Here is a 22,604-nt window from a genome sequence, read left to right as displayed (position 1 = left end):
TTTAGCGGCCAATTAGGCCGAGTACATCTCGAAGGGCGCTATAGCCAGCTAAATCCCAAAGTAAATAAGAGACAAAGCCAATCATCGCAAAACGACCATTCCAGATTTCGGATTGAGGTGTCCAACCAAACAGCAATGCATTGCGATCGCTGCCATTGTACTCTGTAGCAATTGTGGGCAAATCTGTGGAGGAGCGAGTTTCCATTTTTTTGTCCTGAACAATTTGTTACTTAACTTTAAGTTAGCTATTTCTCGGTAAGTTGCTTTCCACCTGTAGGCACAAACTACAGGCACTTCTTGTGGACGATTATCAGAAACTCGTTCGCGCTAACAAATACGCCTTGAGAGGGTGATAAAAAACGTATTTGTAAATAAATGTAAATTCTTGATAGTCGATTGGTGATAAAACTATAATTTAGACAAATCAACTTGCTGGGAAATAAGAAATAAAAAACTAAAAACTGGTAGCCAAGAATTAGCCAGTTTTTCACTTCATAATGCCAGCAAATTTGATATTTCTACCGCTAGATAATATAAATTCTATCTAGCGCTAGATATAGTTTTCAAACTTCAGAGAGATGCTTGAAACGCCTAAATTCCAGGATTCTGAGATTTACATGAGTTAGGTATTGCCAAAGATACAGACATATATACACAGTTGCTTCTCCAAATCGAAATTCTTAATCCCCGAATTTAAACTTAGAAGAAGGAAATACAATGTTTCAAAGTACGGAAATCATGCTGGGACTCTACAAGCCACTATTGTGGCTGGTACAGACCCCAGTAGATACCTCAGGCATCACACCACCACAGGCATCGGCTCTCGTTACCGGGCCGCGCTTTTTTGTCGCTTTAATCTCCGGTGTGATTCTAGCTTTTGCTTTCCAATTAGTATTAACTAACCTCTCCGTGGCAGCTGGTATTTCCTATTTGGGCCGTCCATCTGACTCAGATGCAGATACTGGGGAAGCGGGAAGTTTGGGAGGTACGATTCGCAAAATTGGCACGGCAGTGGGTATTTGGACATTAGTCACTGTGACGATCGCCTTGTTAATTGCTAGTTACCTAGCAGTAAAATTGAGTTTGGTGATTTTAGACCCCAGACTAGGAGCAATTTTGGGGTTGGTAATTTGGGGTGCTTACTTTTTGCTACTGATGTGGGTGAGTTCCACCACAGTAGGTTCCTTAATTGGCTCAGTAGTCAACACGGCAACTTCTGGTTTTCAAGCGATTATGGGGACAGCAACGGCTGCACTGGGCGCAAAAGCTGTAAATCAGCAAGTAGTAGCAACAGCTGAAGCCGCCGCCGCTGCTGTGCGTCGGGAATTAGGAAGTGCTATCGACCCTGTGAGTCTGCGGGAGAACGTAGAAGATTATCTAGAAAGGCTACGTCCCCCAGAGCTAGATATATCCAAGATTCGCGGCGAGTTTGAAAGATTACTCAACGACCCACAACTACAAGCGATCGCAGGCAGTGCAGAACTGAGCAACATCGACCGCCAAAAGTTTATCGATTTAGTTAGCAGTCGTACCGACCTTTCTAAGCGAGATGTCAGCCGCATCGCCGACACACTTTATAGCGTTTGGCAACAGGTAGTGAGTCAGAAACAACCTACCAAAGACCGCTTGGGTGAGTTGATGGACTATCTGAAATCGCTGCCACCAGGACAAACCAAAACAGATGAACTCAACGCCAAACTAGATCGGTTAATTGCCGAAACGCGTTCGTCTAAAGAAACAACCGAAGAAAAGACCGCAGGGCCAATTCAGCAGACACTCCAGCAGGGATTAACCGCCTTGAGTGGTATTGTTTTGGGCAGAACAGACTTGTCAGATTTTGATGTGGAAAAGATATTGCGATCGCTTGCCACTGCTAGAGACAAAGCTACAGAACAAGCAGATAGGCTAGGCTTGCCCACACCATCACAACCCTACAGCCCCATCCGTGCCGATGTTGAAAATTACCTGCATACTACTTATGCTTGGCAACTGAGTCCAGAAAGAATTGCCCAGGAATTTCGCGATGTCGTTTACGACCCAGCAGCAGACCCAGGTACAGTGCGAAGGGAACTAGATCGACTTTCCCGCAACGATTTCGTTAAAATCCTGCAAGAACGGGGACTGCTAACCCAAGCACAAATTCAGCGCATTGCAGATCGATTAGAAGCTGTTCGTCAAGAAGTGCTAGTGACAGTCACAGCTGCTGAAGAAAGAGAGATAGTGCAAGACCTGCAACGGCAGGTAGAAAGTTATTTACTCGTTACTCCCAAGACAGATTTGACAAGTGAAGGGATTGAGAAAAATTTCAAACCCATATTGGCAGATCCAGACGCAGATTATGAAACTTTGTCGCGACGATTGGCGCAAATTAACCGCGAGCAAATGCGGAGGATATTGTTACAACGCATAGATATTCAATCATACGAAGTAGACAGCATTCTAGACGAAATCGAAAAACAGCGCGATCGCGCCTTGGTAGAATCCAAAGCACTGGCAGACCAAGCAAAATATCAAGCAGAAACTCTGTGGTTGAATGTAGAGTCATATCTGCGTAATACTGGAAAGGCAGAGTTAAATCCTGATGCTATCCGCGCCGATCTAAAGAGGTTATTGGAAGATCCCCAAGCTGGAATTGAGGCAATTCGCGCCCGCTTGTCTCGCTTTGACCGCGATACCTTAGTACAGTTGTTGAGCCAGCGGCAAGATTTGAGTGAAGACCAAGTTAATCAAATCATTGATAGTGTTGAAGATTCTTGGCACGGTGTCCGCCATGCACCTCAAGCTTTAGCAGAAAAAGCTAAGGATCAATATGACACTGTGACTACGACAATCGCAGATTACTTGCGGAATACTGGCAAAGCAGAACTTAACCCTGAAGGAATTCAACGAGATTTTAATCGATTGTTTGAAAATCCGAAAGAAGGAGCTACTGCACTGCGCCGTCGCTTATCCCAGGTAGACAGGGATACATTGGTGAAACTGCTGAGTCAACGCCAGGATTTGAGCGAACAGCAAGTTAATGAAGTCATTGACTCAGTGCAAACTTCTATTCGCAACGTTGTGCGTGCGCCGCGTCGCCTCGCCACTCGGACGCAACAAAGAGTCCAAAATTTCCAAGCTTATTTGGAAGAGTACCTGCGGCAAACTGGTAAAGAAGAACTCAACCCAGAAAGTATCAAGCGCGATGTACAATTGCTGTTGCACGATCCGCGAGTTGGAATTGAGAGTTTTAGCGATCGCTTGTCCCATTTTGACCGTTCGACCATTATTGCCCTATTGAAAATCCGCGAAGATATGACTGATGAAGAAGCAGCGCGGATTGCTGATAATATGATATCGGTCAGGGATCAATTTGTGGAACAAGTGCGGAGTATCCAAAGACAGATTCAAGGTGCGATCGATGGGATTTTTGAGCGCATCCGTTATTATCTCAACTCCTTAGATCGCCCAGAACTCAACTATGATGGCATTAAGCACGATGTTCGCCAATTATTTGAGGACCCGCAAGCTGGGTTTGATGCATTGCGCGATCGCTTGTCTTCTTTTAACCGCGATACCTTAGTAGCGATTATGAGTTCCCGTGAAGATATTTCCGAGGAAGATGCCAATCGAATCATCGACCAAATTGAACGGGCACGCAACACAGTATTGCAACGTGCAGAACGCCTACAACATGAAGCACAACGCCGCCTAGAAGAAGTGAAGCACCAAGCACAGCGGCAAGCAGAAGAAACCCGTAAAGCCGCAGCTACGGCAGCTTGGTGGTTGTTTGCTACAGCCGTCGTCTCCGCTATTTTCGCCGCATTAGGAGGAGCGATCGCTGTTGTTGTGGTGTAAGTTAACAAGTTGTCTCCGCTAACTATTTTGAGCCTCCTGTAAAGGAGGCTTTTTTGTGTAAATGAAACGTAAAGTTGAACTTATACCAATTCGTAATACCTTTGAGAAAGTACAAAACACTATGTGATTAATAAAGGTGTAGAACAAAAAAACCCTTAGTTATAATTCTATTTATAAATAAATACAGAGTAAAAAATATGCTTTTTACTCTGTCTTCATCTAGGTTGCTCTTTGTGATATTTGCACCCTAAAGTCGTGACGCTCTTTGTTTTGTATTTCATAATTTAATTTGACTTTTATTTGATTCCATCTGTCTTGCGGCTGGTTTAAATATCTGGCTTTTTGTAGTAATACTCTATCTTCTTAGAGTGAATTTTTCTACCCAAAATTTCTAATGTAAATAAAAGCATAATTGAAAACAGTCAAAGTTATTACGTTGTAGATTTTGTCACTTAAATTGTACATTTTTTTGACTGTAAAAAGCTCTCTAGCCTTAATTATTTAGGACTTTTGTGAAATAAATATGAGAATTTTGTAAGTGCTTATGACTTTTAAAAACATCGATTCAACAAAACAAATTGTATCAAATTTGAATAGTCTAGACATAGACGCTCGCTTAGCAGTCTTAGGGGAAAGTTATCCTCAAATAACTGATATAATCTCTGGTAACGCAATAGATACATTACCAACAGAGAAAGCCGCGGACTTGGTAGCACGAATTCAACAAATATCCTCAGAAGAATAGCTCTTTGCTTTGCGTGATTTACTACCAGCAGAAAGAACTGGTCAAGATGAAGTGATTGCTCGCTCCAAATCCTATCAAGGCGACGGTAGAACTTGCTAGAGGCAGAACTACAATTCTTACTGGTGAGTATAGCTCAATGAGTGTTGAAGGTAAATTAGCTTTCTGGTACTTGTTAAGCGAAAGATCGGGAACCACAATTATTGGTGTACCACGCGACTATGAGCCTTCTGAACAAGCAAAAGAAGTCTTGAACTCCCTCAAATCATTTAACACCGATCGATTAGTATCTTTTCTGAAACAGGTGCTGTAAAAGCTGAGATTTCAAACCTTCGTCAGATATAAGGTGGGCAATGCCTACCTCTACAAGATAAATGATTAATTAGTTTTATATGTTTTTATTTTGACAAAATGGATATTAGGTTATAAAAAAGAGAATATTCGAGATTTTTCTCCTTTAAAACCTACATTAAACAATATTACTTAAACTTATAACAACAAATTTCTTCAATTTTGCTAGTTTGAATTTTTTAAACAGAAAACACCGGAAATTACAAATAAACTCTAGTATTTCTGCAAAAGCTTTATTTTTCTTGACTAGTCCGTTATAGTCAATACCCAATCCGAAATCTAAAATCCAAAATCTAAAATTTATATGGCTCACGGGCAAGAAACCGCAATTGAAGGTATCTATGAAGTATGTATTGGTATCCCAGACCCAATTGTTGCGATTCAATATTGGGAACAATATGGCTATCGCATTGGCCAAGTAGGTGAGTTATCCGCAGATGCAGCCGAGCAATTATATGGGGTGAATTCCTTTTTACGCTCGATTCGCCTTTACCACCAAAATGTCGATCATGGTCTAATTCGGTTAATGGTTTGGCAAAACCCGACCAACCAAGGATTGGGGTTAGTGTCGATGAAAGTTAAGGGAAATCGCTGGGCAACTACCTTAACAGCTGACGCGCTTAATATTTTAAATCATGTGGAAGATGCGAAAGCTGCTGGGTGGCCTATCAGATACACTAACCCTTACTGGGAAGTTATCTACAACAAAGAACGCAAAAGCCGTCCTTTCATTGACTCGGCAGTTGGCGTGCGAGAAATGTTGTTACTGCAACCCTTCACTCGACAAGTTTTATTTCAAAGGTTTGGCTATACACTACCGGATTACGGACAAATCGATCGCAATGCTGCTTTGAAAACTAGTCAGTTTACTCACATGGGGATGATTGTCCAAGATGACAGCAAAGAAAGCTTGAAATTCTATGAAGAAGTTTTGGGTTTGCTGCGCGTGCGTGATGATGTTGAGACTAGCTATGAATCTTCACCAGCTGGTCGAGAGCTATTTGACCTCAAACCTGGGGAAAAGTATATCGTCACAGCCTTTGACGATCCCCGTTCTTCCAAGTCCGATCTGATGGCTGCACGCAGTGGTAGACTTTACATCATCAGATTTCCAGATGCGATCGCATTAGAGTCGCAGTTTGACGCAGCAAAACCAGGTAGCTTGGGCATGTCCCTCTACACATATCGCGTGCGTGGCATAGAAGCTTATGGCGATCGCATTCAGGCAAGTCCAGCGCAAAAACTTACCAGCATTGTAGAAAATGAGTTTGGAGAAAAAAGTTTTTCCTTCATTGCACCGGATGGCTACTTCTGGACTTTGGTAGACAGTTAACAAGCAACTTTGACAGTCATTAGTCAAATTTTAGGCGAACTGAGGGTAGTGAGTAGTAACAGTGACCACGGCATTTTAATATCGGGTATCAGCCACGAATACTTTCTCAATGAGGGTAATGCAAACGGCAGCAGAAAACGCAAAGAGCGTAGCGATACAGGACGATTTCCGTCTTGGTCTACCAGTCCATATTGCTTAGCCAGTTCGGCAACAATCTGGACGCGTCCCGTACGCTTTATCACATTTGGCTCACAAGCAAGTTGAGCAATGACACGTCCCGTTAATAAAGGAGTTTCCCAGTTGTAGCGATCGCTCAGCCATGAGTTTTTCTGGTCAGTAGCATTTTCTTCTACTTCTAACGCCAAACGGGAAAAGTGTTCTGTACCAACAATACCAGGCCAAACAGAAACAGAAGTGATATTATGTGGCTTAAGTTCAACAGCCATATCCGCTGCTAAGCGATCGCAAGCTGCTTTACCGGCACCGTATGCTGTACCAAATATATAGGACATGCCACCCCATGAGGAAAGAGTGCAAATCAGTCCTTGACGACGCTTGGTCATCATGCGCGCAGCAAAAACACTCGCAACATAGTGACTGCGAAGACCAACGTTATTGCTAGCATCCCAAAGGCTCGGTTCGCAATCCCAAAATGGCTTTCCATAAGCGTCTGTTAATGCCTGAACTCCTGAATAAGCATTATTAACTAATAGGTCGAGTTGTCCATTTTGTTCATCTTGAATGCGCTCAAAGAGCAAACGCACTTGCTCATCATTGCTATGGTCTACCTGGACAGGGATGCATACACCACCAGCTTCCTCAATGGCTGTTTGGGTTTCATCAAGACTGCCCCCGATGTTATTTGTAGAACAAGAGTTGTTGAGACTGCGACCGGTGATGTACACCGTCGCACCTGCCTCGCTCAGACCAATAGCAATTCCTTTACCTAGTCCCCGTGTAGCACCTGTGACCAATGTCACTTTCCCCTCAAGGTGTTTCATGATTACTTACTCATTTGTACTTAGGTTCTACCGTTAGCCTAACTCTAACCTTCGCCATCGGGACTTACGCAAAAAAATTTGGCGTGGAGGTAGAGCGTAAGGGTTTAAGGGTTTTGAACATGTACACCCTTTGCCTAAATGTTAAATGTTTTGTCCCCAAATCCGAAAACCTGCAAGTTGAATTTGGAGTTTATAGTAATCAAACTTGAGGGTAGACAATGAAGGGCTTTAATCACAAACAAAACAAAACATTTTCGATAATTTTGGCTACAGCTTGTGGAGCTACTTCACTACTGGCCGGAACATTAGGAACATCTTCTGCCGCTGTTGCTTCACAATTAATACCTACTCATGATTCACCAGCAAATAGTCAGATCGCAGCAAATACATATACTTGTCCTCGATATGCTGGAGGTGGACTGTTAGAAGCTTATATTGAAACTCCTAATTTTGCTATTTATATTTGCAATAAACGCGGAAAGCTTTTCTACACCAGCACATCTAAATTAAATGGTCAAGGTATTCGTACTTTACCTGCTTATACAGAAGAAGGGACAGGATATGTCGCTAAAAATGGTAAATATGAATATGTTGTCAATGGTGCATCTTTAGAAATTCTCAAAAATGGTCGTGTTTTACAAACAGATCCTGTAATTCAATATGTAAGTGGTTATTCTCATTAATCACAGTACCAAATAAAAGTATGGGATTAGTAAACTCCGAAAAAGCTAATTCCATACCTTTGCATAAGATGTAATTATTTAACTATCAATAAATTAAAGTACTTTTTTGGCATAACATTCCGGATAATAGTGCTGTAAGCGAGTCTATGTATAAAAAGAGAACCGTCTTGCATTATGATTAATCAAATTACTGCTTTAGAATCTTGTTGGCATACTTCTCCGCCGTGGGGTAAAGCCATGCCTCCACTGGCAGTTCAAATACTAGAAAAAGTCTTCTTGTCAAGCTCCGATTTGTCAGGCTACTGCTCCGGTGTTCAGTGGGAAGGGCAAGAGTGGGTTTATGCAATTGTTTGCCTTGGTGAAACACTCTACTTGCCTGCTGGAGAGTTTTACGCCACAAATATACTGGAAGACATGACTGTTCCCAGTCCAGCTTTTGAGTTGGGAGATGTGGTTGAGGTTGATTTCAGTGAAAAGCCTTCCCGCCGTATCATTCAAGGTATTTTTAGCCTCAAAAGCAATTGGCTTTATGCTGTGGAATGGCGATCGCCTATTTTGGAAGAAACGGCATCGGCTCAAAGCAGGATGATATGGCTTGCTGATGTTGATTTGGTAAAGGCGGAGGTATAAGGGACTTCCAAATAAAAAAATAACCAATTGCTGAGTGAGCAGGGAAAGAATGCGATCGTCGTCTTCGGCAAGTCGTGAGAAAAGCTACGTTATCGCAGAACACCAAGATGTAAGATTATCTGTCTGTGAGTCAGCAATCAAATCATGGAACACCGAATTTGGCAGCCACCTGAATTTTTTCAACTCAATGGACAATTTGTGACACTCACACCCCTAGTTCCAGAAAGAGATGTGGAAGCTTTATATGCGGCTTTTCATGGTAACCTGCAAAAGGAAGCCGTATGGAATTACTTGTTTTACGGCCCGTTTGATAGCCCTTCCACTATGAAAAACTGGATCGAAAGGGAGATGATAGGTAAATCCGACCCGCTGACTTGGACAGTCTTTGAAAACTCAAAAAATACCCAGGTAGGGATTGTAGGATTACTTGCGATCGCTCCAACCCACGGTCGTGCTGAAATAGGTCATGTGTGGTTTACTCCAGAAGTCCACAAAAGCAAGGTGAACACAGAATCACAATTTTTGCTCCTGCAACATCTTTTTGAGCGCCATTCCTATCGGAGAGTCGAGTGGAAATGTGATTCTCTAAACCATGCTAGTCGGACTGCGGCTACAAGAATGGGATTCATTTTTGAAGGTCGGTTTCGACAGCACATGTTTATTCATGGAAGAAACAGAGATACCGACTGGTTTGTAATGACAGATAAAGAATGGTTGCGCTGTAAAGATAATTTTGAGAAATGGCTTTATTCCAATGAAAAATTTTCATTAATGGAACTGAATAACAGTTAGTTTTACTAATTGAGCAAAACATACTAGGAGTGATTGCTATTTTAAAGTGATGCTTTTAGCTTGGAAGAAGGTTACATCACTAGTAAATAGTAATTTATACAGCCCAGCAAGAAAGTAAAAAGCCAAAAACAGTTACTTCTAACAATCATCACCATACAAAACCTCTTAAGTACCATTGGGAGAGCTGTAGTTTCTAAACTTTATTCAGAGAATTAGTATATTTAGATTAAGTAAATGTTCCAAACCTCAAAAACTCTAGCACAATAAAATTACGAGTTTTTCTAAAATTCTGGTTGCTGGCAACTCAAAAAATCGTCTTTTTGTCTTTGGTGTGGTTTGGGTAGTGTTAACTCACAACTAAACTTGCTTACCTATAGATATTATGAGGTGATAATATGGACGCTAACAAGCTCCTGAATCTATATGCAGCAGGAGAACGGAAGTTTAATGGAGCAAATCTTCATCAGGTAAATCTTAGTGATGCAGACTTAAAAGGTGCAAATTTCGCTGAAGCAGACCTAAGTGGAGCCAACCTCAGTCAAGCGGACTTGAGTGGATGTAATCTCAGTCGGGCAAATCTGACTGATGCAGACTTGAGTAGAGCTAACCTGAATGGTGCAAACTTGAGTGAAGTGAACTTGATTGGTGCAGACTTAATTGAAGTCAATCTGGGAGAAACCAACCTCAGTCGTGCAGATTTGCGGAGTGCCAATTTAGGTATGGCAAATCTAGTGGGTGCAAACCTCAGCGAAGCTGAAATGAGTGGAGCAGATTTGAGAAAAGCCAATTTCACAAAGGCAAATTTGATTGGTAGCAATATCAATGAAGCAGAATTCAGCGGTGCAGATTTCACAGAAGCAGTCATCACCGAACAAGAGATGAATGGAGGAATGTTGCACATAGGCATATCCCATAAGTGGATAACTTGGGCTGGGAGTTATTAAGGTAGGGGGATGAAGGGAATGCGGTTAACCAGCGCTGGGGAGAGAAATTGCCAGGAGGAGCCACTGCGTTGGACAGGTTCCCCGGTTTGTAGACGCGCTAGCGGTGAGGGGATCGCAGTCTTGGACGGCACTTCCTACCCTGCGGGAACGCCAAGGGCGAACAAGCCGGGAAACCCGTCCAACGGAGTGCCTCCGCTTCCCGTCGTTAGCGAGTCCTTGCGTTAGCGACGTTAGGAGCGTCACCCGAAGGGGGACGCAAAGACACAGAGAAATTATTGAAGAATTCTCTCCTCTGCCCCTCTGCCCCCCTGCCTCCTTTCTCCTCAGATTGCGGTAGAATACAGCCCACAGGCTTGTGTTTGGGGTTGGGCAATGACTTCTATAATTAATGTGAATCTACCGCAGCAGTCTTATGAGATTGCGATCGCACCTTCTTCTTTAGAACAATTAGGTCAATACATGACCGATTTGCAGCTAGGCAAGAAGGTTTTAGTGGTTTCTAATCCAACCATTTTTAAGCATTATGGAGAAAAAGCGATCGCATCGCTGAAATCTGCGGGATTTGAAGTGGCTAGCTGTTCCCTGCCAGCGGGTGAACGCTACAAAAACCTCAACTCCATCCAAAAACTCTACGATATCGCCTTAGAAAACCGTTTAGAACGTTCCTCCACGATGGTGGCTTTGGGGGGAGGCGTGATTGGTGATATGACTGGTTTTGCAGCAGCCACTTGGCTAAGAGGCATTAATGTAGTGCAAGTACCTACGACTCTCTTGGCAATGGTGGATTCGTCAATTGGTGGCAAAACTGGTGTGAATCATCCCCACGGCAAAAACTTGATTGGGGCATTTCATCAACCGCGAAGCGTGTTAATTGATCCAGAAGTGCTGAAAACCCTCCCCATGCGGGAGTTTCGCGCCGGAATGGCAGAGGTAATCAAATACGGCGTGATTTGGGATGCCGAGTTATTTTCCCAAATGGAAGCTAGTAAAAACCTCAATCAACTCCGTTACATCAAGCCCGAATTTATCAGCACAATCTTAACGCGCTCTTGTCAAGCAAAAGCCGATGTTGTCGGCAAGGATGAGAAAGAAGCGGGATTGCGGGCAATTCTTAATTATGGTCATACCATCGGTCATGCGGTGGAAAGCTTAACGGGTTATCGTTTAGTGAATCATGGCGAAGCTGTTGCTATTGGCATGGTAGCAGCAGGACAAATTGCTGTAGATTTGGGACTTTGGCAACAGGAAGACACAGAACGTCAAAACGCTTTAATTCAAAAAGCGGGTTTACCAACTAAATTACCAGATGGAGTGGATATTGAAGCAATTATTGAAGCTTTGCAATTAGATAAAAAAGTCAAAGCGGGTAAAGTACGGTTTATTTTGCCAACACAGATTGGTGTGGTGACAATTAAAGATGATGTACCATCAGAGACTATTCGGAAAGTGTTACGAGGAATGTAATTTATAACGGAATTACAATTAAAATTAGCCATCAGCTGATTTGCGTCATGATACTCCAAGCCAACAATCAATTAACCTTGCAAGAGTTTCTAAATCTTCCACCAGGCGAGGGGGATATCACCTACGAACTCGTGGATGGTCAGGCAATTCCTAAAATGTCACCAAAGTTTTTCCATTCTAAGCTTACCCGCGCCCTTCTCTATATGATTGAGCGATGGTGTGAGGGATTAGGACAAGTCTTGGTAGAATGGGCTATTACATTAACTCGTCGGGGGCAAGATTGGGTACCGACACCCGATGTTTTGTATATTTCTTATGAACGTTTACCTGCCGACTGGGATGAAGACGCAGCTTGTCCTGTTCCTCCCGATTTGGTAATTGAAATTATTTCGCCCGGACAAACTTTTGGACAAATGGCAGCTAAGGCAAAAGACTATTTAGACGCTAAGGTATTGCGAGTTTGGGTAGTAGATAGTAAAGCTAGAAGCATTACTGTTTTTTACCCAGATGCTGCGCCACAAACTTATATGGGAGATCAACTATTTACAGATTCACTGTTTGAGGGATTAGAATTTACTGTTGAGCAGGTATTTAAAAATGCGAAAATACCAATAAATAATGGCTAGTAAAGCTTTTTTAAAATACCAAAACTATGAGTTTGTTAGTTTTTTCCAAGTTTCCCAAATAGTAATATTTTTGCATCTAGCACAATTCGCCGCATATTATTTTTATCGCCAGCTTGATATTGAGAGATAAACTCATCAACATTGATAATGCTTCTACCTAAACTCTCGTTGAGATTATCGTCAGGAAGTATATCTTCAACAAATCCAGTCATCACTATAAGATATGTAAGTTGTTCTGGTTCGTCACCGTAGTAATCAGACTGGATGACTTTCACAAGTTGTAATTCACCCAGAGTTACTCCCACCTCTTCTAGAACCTCACGCCTTGCAGTTTCCTCGCAGCTAAATTCGCCTATCTTGATGTGTCCTCCAGGAAGGTCAATACCACGGGTAAGGTGAGCAGATACAATTAAACCATCCCTAGTAAAAGGCACAACTAAAACACTCGTTATTTTTTCAAAGGCAGGAATGAATGAAGTGCCAAGATCCACAAAATTGACTTTTTGCCCTGCTTGAATGATAGTTTTTCTGCGATCGCTTTCACTCATGCGCTTAATTACTTACTTTTTCATCTCGTAGTAGCACATATAAATTCTGCTGATTACCACGCACTAAACGCAAATTTTCATCCAAAAAGGTAATATCGGCCCAGCCACTAAATGAGAGTGTTGATTCCACTAACTCATTCTCAATCCCTAAAGTTTCATAAAACGCATCATCACTCAAATCATCATTGGCACTTTTGACGGAAGTTGACAAGAAATCAATATTGAGACGCTTAGAATCCTCTATTGTGTAGCGTCCTTTAACTAAAAGGATGCCCAGAACATCAGAACCTGTCCTAAATTCAATTATGTTATTGTACTGCTGACCAATTAGATAAACTTCTTGAAAGATACCAGTAACTTCAACAACGACATTAGGCAGTTTGCCAAAAGAAAGACGTTGCAAAGTAGTTTCGCGTTCTAATCCAAAAGTACTGTACAATAGCCACCAGCGCCCTTGAATCAATTCGATATTATTTGTAGGTTCAGTAGTGGGATTTAGTGCCTCAAGTTTTTCTGCTAATGCCTCGATTTGATCCTTGGCTGTTGGAGTGTAGTTAAACCCAAGTTCACTAGCCTCTGAAATAGCAATCAGTTCTTGTTTAAGTTTTACTAATTCACTAGCCATAATTTAATTTATCCTAAAAAATATTCTGATTTGTGAATAATGCTCACGCTTGAAGTTTATGGAAATACCCATCAAGCTCTTTGTCTACTCAATACATCAATCTACAATATATCAATAGATTAGCACTTACAGTTAATACTCAGGAGTTAGGATAGGGCTTGATTCTGGCTTTTGATTTCCGTAATTATGAATAATGTGAACTCAATGTACATCAACTTATCAACTAGCGATTGCCAGCAGACTTACGCAAGACAACCTTCAAAATTTGTGTAGTCAGCTAAACATTAACTTATTCAGAGTTGAATAATCAATTTAGAAATTTGTATATCTAATGATAGATTAATTTAACTGTAACCTATCCTGATAGATGGAGGAAATCAGGTTTACCTAAAAGATAAATTTATATATAGACTAGTCCACTATTAAAATGTCTTTGCTCATCGCCTCCAGTGGTTTCCTACCTTGGAGGTTATTTTTTTGAATGCGATCGCACTTTCGCTGGTTATAAGGTAACCACCAAAAAAAGACCCTCGGTAGCAAGCCGAGGGATTCTGCAAGTCGGTATTGTCGCACAAAGACATTCGCGAATCTCACCATACCAACTTGAAAATAAAAAAATGTGCCAAAATGCCAAGTCTTTGTAGAGACAGCGCTTTTCACCTACTCCCTACTCCCTACTACCGTTTCAACGTGGTCTAAATACTTGAAAACTACTGAATACAACTGGCTATTTAGCTATTTATCTTCGAGTGCATCAACTTGCGATAAAATCTCCAAAGCTTGCTCCTTTTGTCCGACTCTTCTATATTCGTCAGCTATCTCACGCAACAATGAAGGTTTTTCGTAGTCATCCTCATTCTGTTGGACTAAATCTAAGGCTTGTGCAAGAATTGGCAAAGCTTCAGATACTTGTCCTATTTTTCTATACTGAGCCGCAATCTTGACAAATGCTGAGGCTTTTTGATTGTTATTAGTTATAGTTTTAGCTATCTGCAAGGCTTGTGAAAATTCTTTGGCTGCTGCGAAATTAACAGCTATATCATGCAGTGTTGAAGCTTTTTTATATTCATCGTCAATGCTTTGGGCTATCCGCAAAGCTTGGGGAATTTTTTTTACTTCTACTAGCTTCAGAGATATGTCACTTAAAGTTGAATTTTGCCAATATTCATCTTCCATAGTTTGTGCTATTTGCACAGCTTGGGATTCTTGTCCTACTTCCGCTAATTTAATAGCAATACTACTCAAAGTTGAGCATTTTTCATAATTAACCGTTATAGTTTTAGCTATCTGCAAAGATTGTGAAACTCGCCCAACTTCTGCTAACTTTGTAGCGACACTTCGCATCGTCCATACTTTTTGGGAACTGTCTTCGATCGCTGTCGCAACTTGTAGGGCTTGGTTAACTTTTCCGGATGCTGCTAAGTTGTTAGATATGTTACTGAGAATTTCAACTCTGTCGGACTTATTTTCGATGCTTTGGACAAATTTCAAAGCTTCTGAGACTTTTCCGGCGGCTGCTAAGTTGTCAGCGATCGCACTCAAAACGCTGAATCTGTCTGCTTCATTAGGAATAGTTTGGGCAACTTTCAGTGCTAGATCGAATTTTCCGGTTGCTGCTAATTCAAGGGCCTGATAACGCAATCCTGAATTATCCTGAGTAATAACAGGCAAACGAGGAAGTCGAGGCAAAAGAGGTAAAGATGGTAGTTCGGGGGAGTTTTCTTTAACACAGATACCAGAAGAATTTAAGGGTGCAGCGATAACAGGGTGAGAATTCGCTAGTATCGTTAAGCTAAGTAATGCCAATAAGTAATTTTGGGGGCGCATGGGTGTTAAAGAAAAAACATGATGAAAAATCCTGCGTCTTAGGTTTTACCATAGCAGCCGATTTAAGATCGAGATAAAGTCATATTTTGTAGCTTAGAGGCATGAAACGCATCGTCTTGATTGCTGGATTTGAATCGTTCAACGCTGACTTGTACAGGAAAGCGGCTTTTTTGGCTAACTCTCGCTGTCCTGATTTGGATATTCGGGTATTTAGCGATCGCAATATTACCAGCAATAGCACCGAGGTGGCAGCAGCACTCCAAGGCGCTGATGTATTTTTCGGTAGCTTAATATTTGATTATGACCAAGTTTTGTGGTTGCGCGATCGTATTGCTCAAATTCCCATCCGCCTTGTGTTTGAGTCAGCTTTGGAATTGATGAGTTTAACCAAACTGGGCGGATTTGCCATTGGCGATAAACCCAAAGGAATGCCCAAACCAGTTAAATTCATTCTTGATAAATTTAGCAATGGACGAGAAGAAGACAAACTCGCTGGTTATATCAGCTTCTTAAAAATTGGCCCCAAACTGCTGAAATTTGTGCCAGTGCAAAAAGTCCAAGACTTACGCAACTGGTTAATTATCTATGGTTACTGGAATGCTGGCGGTTCGGAAAACGTCGCCGCATTATTTTGGACACTAGCAGAAAAATACTTAAATTTAAAAGTTGGTGATATTCCTCCCCCTGTCGAAACCCCCAACATGGGGTTACTCCATCCCGACTATCAAGGATTTTTTGAATCGCCAAAAGCATACCTGGAGTGGTATCAAACCTATTGTGACGCGATTAATCGCGTCTCTACAACACCCATTGTCGGAATTCTCCTCTATCGCAAACATGTCATCACCAAACAACCTTACATTCCGCAGCTGATTCGTCGTTTTGAAGAAGCTGGGTTAATTCCTTTGCCTATCTTCATCAACGGAGTGGAAGGACATGTGGCAGTGCGTGATTGGATGACAACCGACTACGAAATTCAGCAAAGACAGATAGGTAATATTGAAACTCTTTCACTTTCCTCTGAAGCTGTCAAAGTAGATGCGATTGTTTCAACAATTGGCTTTCCTCTGGTAGGTGGCCCAGCTGGTTCAATGGAAGCAGGCCGTCAGGTAGAAGTTGCTAAGCGGATTCTTGCTGCGAAGAATGTAGCCTACATCGTTGCAGCACCATTATTAATTCAAGATATTTACTCTTGGACGCGCCAAGGTGTCGGCGGATTGCAAAGTGTGGTGTTGTATGCTTTACCAGAACTAGATGGGGCAATTGATGCCATTCCTCTCGGCGGTTTAGTGGGCGAAAAGATTTATCTAGTTCCCGAACGAGTGCAGCGATTAATTGGCAGAGTCAAAAGCTGGATTGCTTTACGGCAAAAACCAGCATCTGAACGCAAAATTGCCATTATTTTATATGGATTTCCCCCTGGATATGGTGCTGTCGGTACAGCTGCATTATTAAACGTGCCGCGCAGTCTCCTAAAATTCCTCCACGCACTCAAAGACCAAGGTTACACCGTCGGCGATTTTCCTGATGACGGAGAAGAGTTAATTCGCTGGGTAAAAGAAGCAGATGAAACTTTCAATAACGCAGATAACATCCCCGCGTCCCCTCATCCCCGCGTCCCCGCGTCTGTCAACGCCCGCACTCTCGAAAAATGGCTAGGATATCTCCGCACCTCCCGCATCGAAAAACAGTGGAAATCTCTTACAAGTAGCGGTATTAAAACCTATGGCGATGAATTGCAAATTGGCGGTGTCCAGTTAGGGAATGTGTGGATAGGTGTACAACCACCTTTGGGAATACAAGGCGATCCCATGCGGTTAATGTTTGAACGAGATTTAACTCCTCATCCTCAATATGCTGCTTTTTACAAGTGGTTGCAAAATGAATTGGCTGCTGATGCTGTAGTTCATTTTGGGATGCACGGAACAGTGGAATGGTTGCCCGGTTCACCTTTAGGTAATACTGGTTATTCTTGGTCAGATATTCTGTTAGGAGATTTGCCTAATCTATATATATACGCCGCGAATAATCCTTCTGAGTCAATCTTGGCAAAACGTCGCGGTTATGGTGTACTAATTTCTCACAATGTACCGCCTTATGGTCGTGCTGGTTTGTATAAAGAATTGGTAGCACTGCGGGATTTAATTTCCGAGTATCGAGAAGACCCCAAGAAAAATTATGCGCTTAAGGAAGCGATTTGCAAGAAGATTGTGGACACTGGTTTAGATGCCGATTGTCCGTTTGAGGATGCTAAAAAGTTGGGCATTCCTTTTACTCCAGAAAATATTCGGATGTTTAGCGCTCATGCTTTTGATGATTATTTGGTGAAGTTGTACGAATATCTACAAGTTATAGAAAATCGTTTGTTTTCTTCTGGGTTACATACTTTGGGCGAAGCACCGAATGAAGAGGAGTTAGCTTCGTATTTAGAGGCTTATTTTGGAGACGAACTACTAAAACACCAAGAGGAAAAAGAGCAAATTACAGATTTATTAATGCAAACTACGGATGAGTTAACAAATCTGTTGCGGGGATTGAATGGAGAGTATATTCCGCCTGCGCCTGGTGGTGATTTGTTACGGGATGGGCCTGGTGTGTTACCGACAGGGAGGAATATTCATGCGTTAGATCCTTATAGAATGCCTTCACCTGCGGCATATGAACGAGGAAAAGAAATTGCTCAAAAAATCATCGCCCAACATTTGCAGGAACACGGCACATATCCGGAAACTGTAGCAGTGTTGTTGTGGGGATTAGATGCAATTAAAACTAAGGGTGAATCTCTAGGAATTTTATTGGAATTGGTAGGGGCTGAACCTGTTAAAGAAGGAACTGGAAGAATTGTTCGTTATGAATTAAAACCTTTGCCAGAAGTGGGACATCCCCGCATTGATGTGTTGGGAAATTTGTCTGGTATCTTCCGAGATAGTTTTATAAATATTATCGAATTGTTGGATGATTTGTTTCAACGAGCCGCTGATGCTGATGAACCGGAAGACCAGAATTTTATTAGAAAACATGCTTTAGCTTTAAAAGCCCAAGGCATAGAAAATGTATCTGCGAGGTTGTTTTCTAATCCTGCGGGTGATTTTGGTTCTTTGGTGAACGACAAAGTTGTAGATGGTAATTGGGAATCTGGTGATGAGTTAGGTAATACTTGGCAAAGTCGTAATGTGTTTAGCTACGGTAGACAAGATAAGGGCCAAGCTAGACCAGAAGTGTTGAATACTTTGTTGAAAACAAGCGATCGCATCGTTCAAGAAATCGATTCGGTAGAATATGGTCTAACCGATATTCAGGAATATTACGCCAACACGGGCGGTTTAAAAAAAGCCGCAGAAAAACAACGCGGGAAAAAGGTAACTACCAGTTTTGTCGAAAGTTTCTCCAAAGACACCACACCCCGCAATTTAGATGATTTACTGCGGATGGAGTATCGCACCAAATTAGTAAATCCCAAATGGGCCCAAGCAATGGCAAATCAAGGTTCCGGTGGTGCGTTTGAAATTTCCCAAAGAATGACAGCGTTAATTGGTTGGGGTGGTACTGCGGATTTTACCGATGATTGGGTATATGACCAAGCCGCTGATACTTATGCTTTAGATGCAGAAATGGCAGAGAAATTACGCAAAGCAAATCCTGAAGCTTTCCGCAATATTGTTGGAAGAATGTTAGAGGCACACGGGCGGGGTTTCTGGCAAGCTGATGCAGATAAGCTGGATAAGTTACGCCAATTGTACGAGTTAACTGATGAGGAATTGGAAGGAGTAACGATTTAATCTAGTAGAAATACTGTGTTATTACTCAAAGATTATAAGTAAAATTGCACAGTAAATTTACATACAGATATACTGCCTTAAAAAATAGGCTGTTTCTGTGTGTATTTTTGTATGACACAGAATATTATTCATCATTGTGATTATCCAAAATTCTCTCAGCATATCTACAGATCTTAATGTAACCTTCCAGACTACATTTCATTAACTCCGCCAGATTCAACAAAGCTGGAACTTGAGAAATGGCTAAAAAAACCATCCACTAAAAACAAAAGTGCGATCGCTAATTTTCTGGGTCTTGAGAATGGCGATCAAAAAATAATTGAACATTGGATTGTTAACTCTCATCCTGTTTCTAGTTGGGTTGAAGCTGTAAGACTTGCTAAAGCATTCCGTAATGCCACTTCTCATGGCGCTCTTTCAGCAACAAAAGTTAAAGAATGGGGACTACAAAAACCCCTACTAACTTTATCTGATAATCTAGGAGAAATTGTTCTAGCGGGGTTGCGGAAGTTAACATAACTATTTTACATAAATCCTAAAATTATAAAGCGAACCCGCAAAGTAGCAAGTGACGCGTGAAGTATATTCATCGGGGTTAGGGATCTTTTTACAAAAGTGAGATGTACCCTTATTTGCTCATGCCTTTGTTACAAAATAATAAGTCGCACATGGCGTTAATAAATAGATTAGAATAGTAAAAATTGTTACGCGAATGTATGATAATACCTTAATATAAAATACAGAATTACACTTATTTTGATAGTTTAATATTTGCTTTATTATGAAGCCGCTTGGTAAAGTTTTACAACAGGCTGACCTGATTTCATCTGAACAGGTAGAAATTGCTCTAAAAGAGCAGACGCAATTTGCTGGGTTGCGGCTTGGTGAAATTCTAGCCTCGCATGGATGGCTTAAACAAGAAACGGCTGATTTTTTCTCACAGCAGTGGCCAGCCGTATTGGAGCAAAAACCAAAACAGCCCTTGGGTAAATATTTAGAAGAAGCTGGGCTGTTAAATGAGCAGCAAATCAGAACTATCCTCGCCGAACAACCAAAGAAGAATCTTCGCTTTGGGGAATTAGCTGTACTTAAAGGTTGGTTGAAACCTACTACAATTAAATTTTTTCTGGAACATCTTGCTCCGGCATCCCAGTTGCAGCAACATCTCTGGCAGCAAGCAGAAACTCCAATTCATGAAAGTTTAGCGCAGGCAAAACAATTACACGTGGGAATGGTAGTGCCACAGCAGAGCAATTTGAAAACCTCAAACCCCATTAAGCAATCGGTTTTAGATCCCAAGTTGCTAGAGCAGGAATTAGCAAGGTTAAGACTGTTTAGCCACAGCACTATCGAATTATTCCAATTAGATGAAAAAGCTAGTTGTCCGGAAGTCTTGCTGGCGGAAGTGTTGTTCTGGACAGATGGGCAACCGGTTCTCACTCAAAAGCTTTGTCAATTACTTGCGGAGTCCGACGCATTTGTTGCCGCAGGTGCAGAAGCAGTAACAGTGCAACAGCTACTACAAACCCGCTTGATTAATAATTGGGAAACTCAAGTGGCAGCTGAGCATTTACAAGGGATGTACGACAGTATTGTTAACAATCAGCAATGCGACCCATTATTGCTGTTGGAACTGTACGAGGAAATTTGGCAACAGGGCGAAGTCCCAACTGATAATAGTCCAGAACAGTCAGAACTATTGCGTTTGGGATTGGTAATGCAACAAAAAGACAAGCTGAAATTGGGGAACCGCATTTACCAATCAGTTTTCGATCGCAATTGGGTCAAGCAGGAATTAGACAAAATACTTCATCCCTCATTGGTAGAAACAGCCATATATAATCCCATTCCATCAGTTAATACTTTGAGTACCAGCAATACCATTGCTGCACCTAAATTGAAATTAAGTAAACGATTTTGGGTGTTAATAGCAATAGCTGGCTTGATGATCTGTGGTTCTGGCTTGATAGTCTTAGGGTTCAGTGTCTTTAAATGGTTGCAAATAGAAATAATTTTTCAAAGAGGTAATACGCTGTTATACCAAGGAGAATATCAACAGGCGATCGCGAAGTACAACAATATATTAAAAATCGATAGCAACTACTACCAATCTTGGACTAACCGAGGCTATGCACTAGCTAGGCTCAAAGACTACAACCAAATGCTAGAATCCTGCACTACAGCAACTATCATTAACCCAGAAGCTGTTTACGCCTGGAATTGCCGAGGGGAAGCGCTATACAATCTCAAACAATATAATCAGGCGCTCGTGGCTTTTGATAAAGCGATTACACTCAACTCAGAAGATCCTGTGTTCTGGATTAATAAAACCGAAGCACTACTAGCGCTAAAACAAACAGACACAGCACTGACTGCTGTTCATCAAGCAATTGAGCTTTTAAAAAAGGTTTGGGAATTTGAACGTAACGATTCAAATGCCAAAGAGTTAGCCATCGCTTTTGGCTATCAAGCGAAGGTGTTATTGCAAAAACAGGATTACGAAGCATCTTTACAAGCCTATGAACAGTCATTAAGATACAATCCCAATTACTTTGTGGCTTTGCGGGGTAAAGGGATCGCACTGCAAGGCTTAAAGCGAGACGATCGAGCGATCGCTCAATTTTACTCTCTCCTAGATCGTCCCCAGCTAACTAATAATCAAAAAGCTGAAGCTTGGTATTATTTGGGACTCAGCCTCTGTGAATTCCGCCAACCTGAAAAAGCGATCGCGGCTTTCGATCGAGCCTTGAAGCTTAAACCTGATTACCAAGCCGCAGAAAAAGCCAAACAAGCTTGTCCTCAACAATTCGGTGAGTAACTTTAAAATGGCCACCAAAAAGGTTTGGTATCCGTGTAAGTACGGCTAATAGTTCGGACATCAGGAGGTTGTGCTTGTTTAAAATCGCTACCCAACATTTCGTATAAAGCTTGAGAAGGGTTGCTCGTTGGCTTGAAACTAAATAAAACCTGAGCGCTGTAATGGTTACAACCAATACCCCTACGTTCTATAGCACAGACAACAGGGCGATCGTTAACTTTGTCAGTCGTCAAATACTTAAAATCACCTGTATTATAGGCAACTTGTAAATTTTTAGCTGCATTCTGGCAGTTTTGCACAACATCTGCATCTGAGAAATATTCCGGGATAAACTTCAAAATAGGGTAATCTTTGGCAGTTCCATCTTTGACCAAAGTCACAATCACCATTGGCGTACTGGCGTTAGTCTTACAGGTGACTTGCACGTTACTAGCTGTGCTGGGCGCAGAGAGGGCTGCTATAGCACCCAGAGCTAATATTGGAGTCGTCCCTATAGTTACCCAAGACTGCCACTTGTTCATATTGTTCATATTACTTAACTCCCTTTTTTGACCAAAAAAATTTAAGCTGGAATTTATAGACTCAATCTTATTATTATTTTTAG

The 22,604-nt window shown here is 41.7% G+C and carries 20 protein-coding genes; 13 read left to right on the top strand and 7 right to left on the bottom strand.

Annotated features, from left to right (window positions below; translation table 11 throughout):
- Window position 1: 1 nt before the first annotated feature.
- Entirely contained in the window at window positions 2–205 is a 204-nt protein-coding gene (locus RMY31_RS13405; protein WP_322663484.1) for a chlorophyll a/b-binding protein, read from the bottom strand.
- Between the two features lie 512 nt (window positions 206–717).
- Between RMY31_RS13405 and RMY31_RS13400 the strand changes: the two genes are divergently transcribed.
- The 4 genes from RMY31_RS13400 (at window position 718) to RMY31_RS13385 (ending at window position 6,263) form a co-directional block, all read left to right on the top strand.
- Window positions 718–3,837 carry an MFS transporter gene (locus tag RMY31_RS13400; RefSeq protein WP_322663486.1) on the top strand — a complete coding sequence of 1,040 codons (3,120 nt, stop codon included), beginning with the start codon at window positions 718–720 and terminating at the stop codon, window positions 3,835–3,837.
- 589 nt (window positions 3,838–4,426) lie between these two features.
- Complete coding sequence (locus RMY31_RS13395; RefSeq protein ID WP_409877908.1) at window positions 4,427–4,582, top strand: hypothetical protein; 156 nt, start codon at window positions 4,427–4,429, stop codon at window positions 4,580–4,582.
- A 55-nt stretch (window positions 4,583–4,637) separates the two neighbouring features.
- Entirely contained in the window at window positions 4,638–4,892 is a 255-nt protein-coding gene (locus RMY31_RS13390; RefSeq protein ID WP_322663488.1) for an orange carotenoid protein N-terminal domain-containing protein, read from the top strand.
- Between the two features lie 342 nt (window positions 4,893–5,234).
- On the top strand, window positions 5,235–6,263 hold the full coding sequence (locus tag RMY31_RS13385; protein ID WP_322663490.1) for a VOC family protein: 1,029 nt from the start codon (window positions 5,235–5,237) through the stop codon (window positions 6,261–6,263).
- Window positions 6,264–6,286: 23 nt separating this feature from the next.
- On the opposite strand, the gene RMY31_RS13380 is transcribed toward RMY31_RS13385, so the two are convergent.
- Window positions 6,287–7,264 (bottom strand): SDR family NAD(P)-dependent oxidoreductase, encoded by a 978-nt coding sequence (locus RMY31_RS13380; RefSeq protein WP_322663492.1) that lies wholly within the window; start codon window positions 7,262–7,264, stop codon window positions 6,287–6,289.
- A gap of 218 nt (window positions 7,265–7,482) precedes the next feature.
- Between RMY31_RS13380 and RMY31_RS13375 the strand changes: the two genes are divergently transcribed.
- From RMY31_RS13375 to RMY31_RS13345, 7 genes are all read left to right on the top strand, one after another.
- On the top strand, window positions 7,483–7,947 hold the full coding sequence (locus tag RMY31_RS13375) for a hypothetical protein (RefSeq protein ID WP_322663494.1): 465 nt from the start codon (window positions 7,483–7,485) through the stop codon (window positions 7,945–7,947).
- Between the two features lie 174 nt (window positions 7,948–8,121).
- Window positions 8,122–8,577 carry a DUF1392 domain-containing protein gene (locus tag RMY31_RS13370; RefSeq protein ID WP_322663495.1) on the top strand — a complete coding sequence of 152 codons (456 nt, stop codon included), beginning with the start codon at window positions 8,122–8,124 and terminating at the stop codon, window positions 8,575–8,577.
- A 144-nt stretch (window positions 8,578–8,721) separates the two neighbouring features.
- Window positions 8,722–9,369: a GNAT family protein gene (locus RMY31_RS13365; RefSeq protein WP_322663498.1), complete on the top strand. Its 648-nt coding sequence runs from the start codon at window positions 8,722–8,724 to the stop codon at window positions 9,367–9,369.
- 395 nt (window positions 9,370–9,764) lie between these two features.
- The gene (locus RMY31_RS13360) at window positions 9,765–10,313 is read left to right on the top strand and encodes a pentapeptide repeat-containing protein (protein ID WP_322663500.1); all 549 of its coding nucleotides are present in this window, start codon (window positions 9,765–9,767) and stop codon (window positions 10,311–10,313) included.
- Window positions 10,314–10,331: 18 nt separating this feature from the next.
- Window positions 10,332–10,538, top strand: a complete 207-nt coding sequence (locus RMY31_RS13355) for a hypothetical protein (RefSeq protein ID WP_322663502.1) — start codon at window positions 10,332–10,334, stop codon at window positions 10,536–10,538.
- Window positions 10,539–10,685: 147 nt separating this feature from the next.
- Window positions 10,686–11,777, top strand: a complete 1,092-nt coding sequence (gene aroB, locus RMY31_RS13350) for a 3-dehydroquinate synthase (protein ID WP_322663504.1) — start codon at window positions 10,686–10,688, stop codon at window positions 11,775–11,777.
- Between the two features lie 47 nt (window positions 11,778–11,824).
- Complete coding sequence (locus RMY31_RS13345) at window positions 11,825–12,403, top strand: Uma2 family endonuclease (protein ID WP_322663505.1); 579 nt, start codon at window positions 11,825–11,827, stop codon at window positions 12,401–12,403.
- A 35-nt stretch (window positions 12,404–12,438) separates the two neighbouring features.
- Here RMY31_RS13345 and RMY31_RS13340 read toward each other — a convergent pair whose 3' ends face one another.
- The 4 genes from RMY31_RS13340 to RMY31_RS13325 form a co-directional block, all read right to left on the bottom strand.
- Window positions 12,439–12,951 (bottom strand): NUDIX hydrolase, encoded by a 513-nt coding sequence (locus tag RMY31_RS13340; protein ID WP_322663507.1) that lies wholly within the window; start codon window positions 12,949–12,951, stop codon window positions 12,439–12,441.
- Between the two features lie 4 nt (window positions 12,952–12,955).
- A complete protein-coding gene (locus RMY31_RS13335) occupies window positions 12,956–13,576 on the bottom strand; it encodes a PAP/fibrillin family protein (RefSeq protein ID WP_322663509.1) in 621 nt (206 codons plus the stop codon).
- 411 nt (window positions 13,577–13,987) lie between these two features.
- Entirely contained in the window at window positions 13,988–14,236 is a 249-nt protein-coding gene (locus RMY31_RS13330) for a hypothetical protein (RefSeq protein ID WP_322663511.1), read from the bottom strand.
- Window positions 14,237–14,311: 75 nt separating this feature from the next.
- The gene (locus RMY31_RS13325) at window positions 14,312–15,403 is read right to left on the bottom strand and encodes a tetratricopeptide repeat protein (protein WP_409877907.1); all 1,092 of its coding nucleotides are present in this window, start codon (window positions 15,401–15,403) and stop codon (window positions 14,312–14,314) included.
- A gap of 101 nt (window positions 15,404–15,504) precedes the next feature.
- On the opposite strand from RMY31_RS13325, the gene bchH reads away from it, so the two are divergent.
- Window positions 15,505–19,182: a magnesium chelatase subunit H gene (gene bchH, locus RMY31_RS13320; protein ID WP_322663515.1), complete on the top strand. Its 3,678-nt coding sequence runs from the start codon at window positions 15,505–15,507 to the stop codon at window positions 19,180–19,182.
- A gap of 781 nt (window positions 19,183–19,963) precedes the next feature.
- Window positions 19,964–22,000, top strand: coding sequence for a tetratricopeptide repeat protein (locus RMY31_RS13315; protein WP_322663516.1), 2,037 nt, complete (start codon window positions 19,964–19,966; stop codon window positions 21,998–22,000).
- Window positions 22,001–22,002: 2 nt separating this feature from the next.
- Here the strand turns inward: RMY31_RS13315 and RMY31_RS13310 are convergent, their stop codons facing one another.
- Window positions 22,003–22,530, bottom strand: coding sequence for a COP23 domain-containing protein (locus RMY31_RS13310; protein WP_322663518.1), 528 nt, complete (start codon window positions 22,528–22,530; stop codon window positions 22,003–22,005).
- Window positions 22,531–22,604 lie beyond the last annotated feature (74 nt).

Origin of the sequence: Dendronalium sp. ChiSLP03b (genome assembly GCF_034531165.2) — a bacterium.
Classification (GTDB): domain Bacteria; phylum Cyanobacteriota; class Cyanobacteriia; order Cyanobacteriales; family Nostocaceae; genus Dendronalium; species Dendronalium minutum.
Note: the sequence above shows the minus strand (reverse complement) of the source record. Positions and strands in the feature narration are given on the sequence as shown.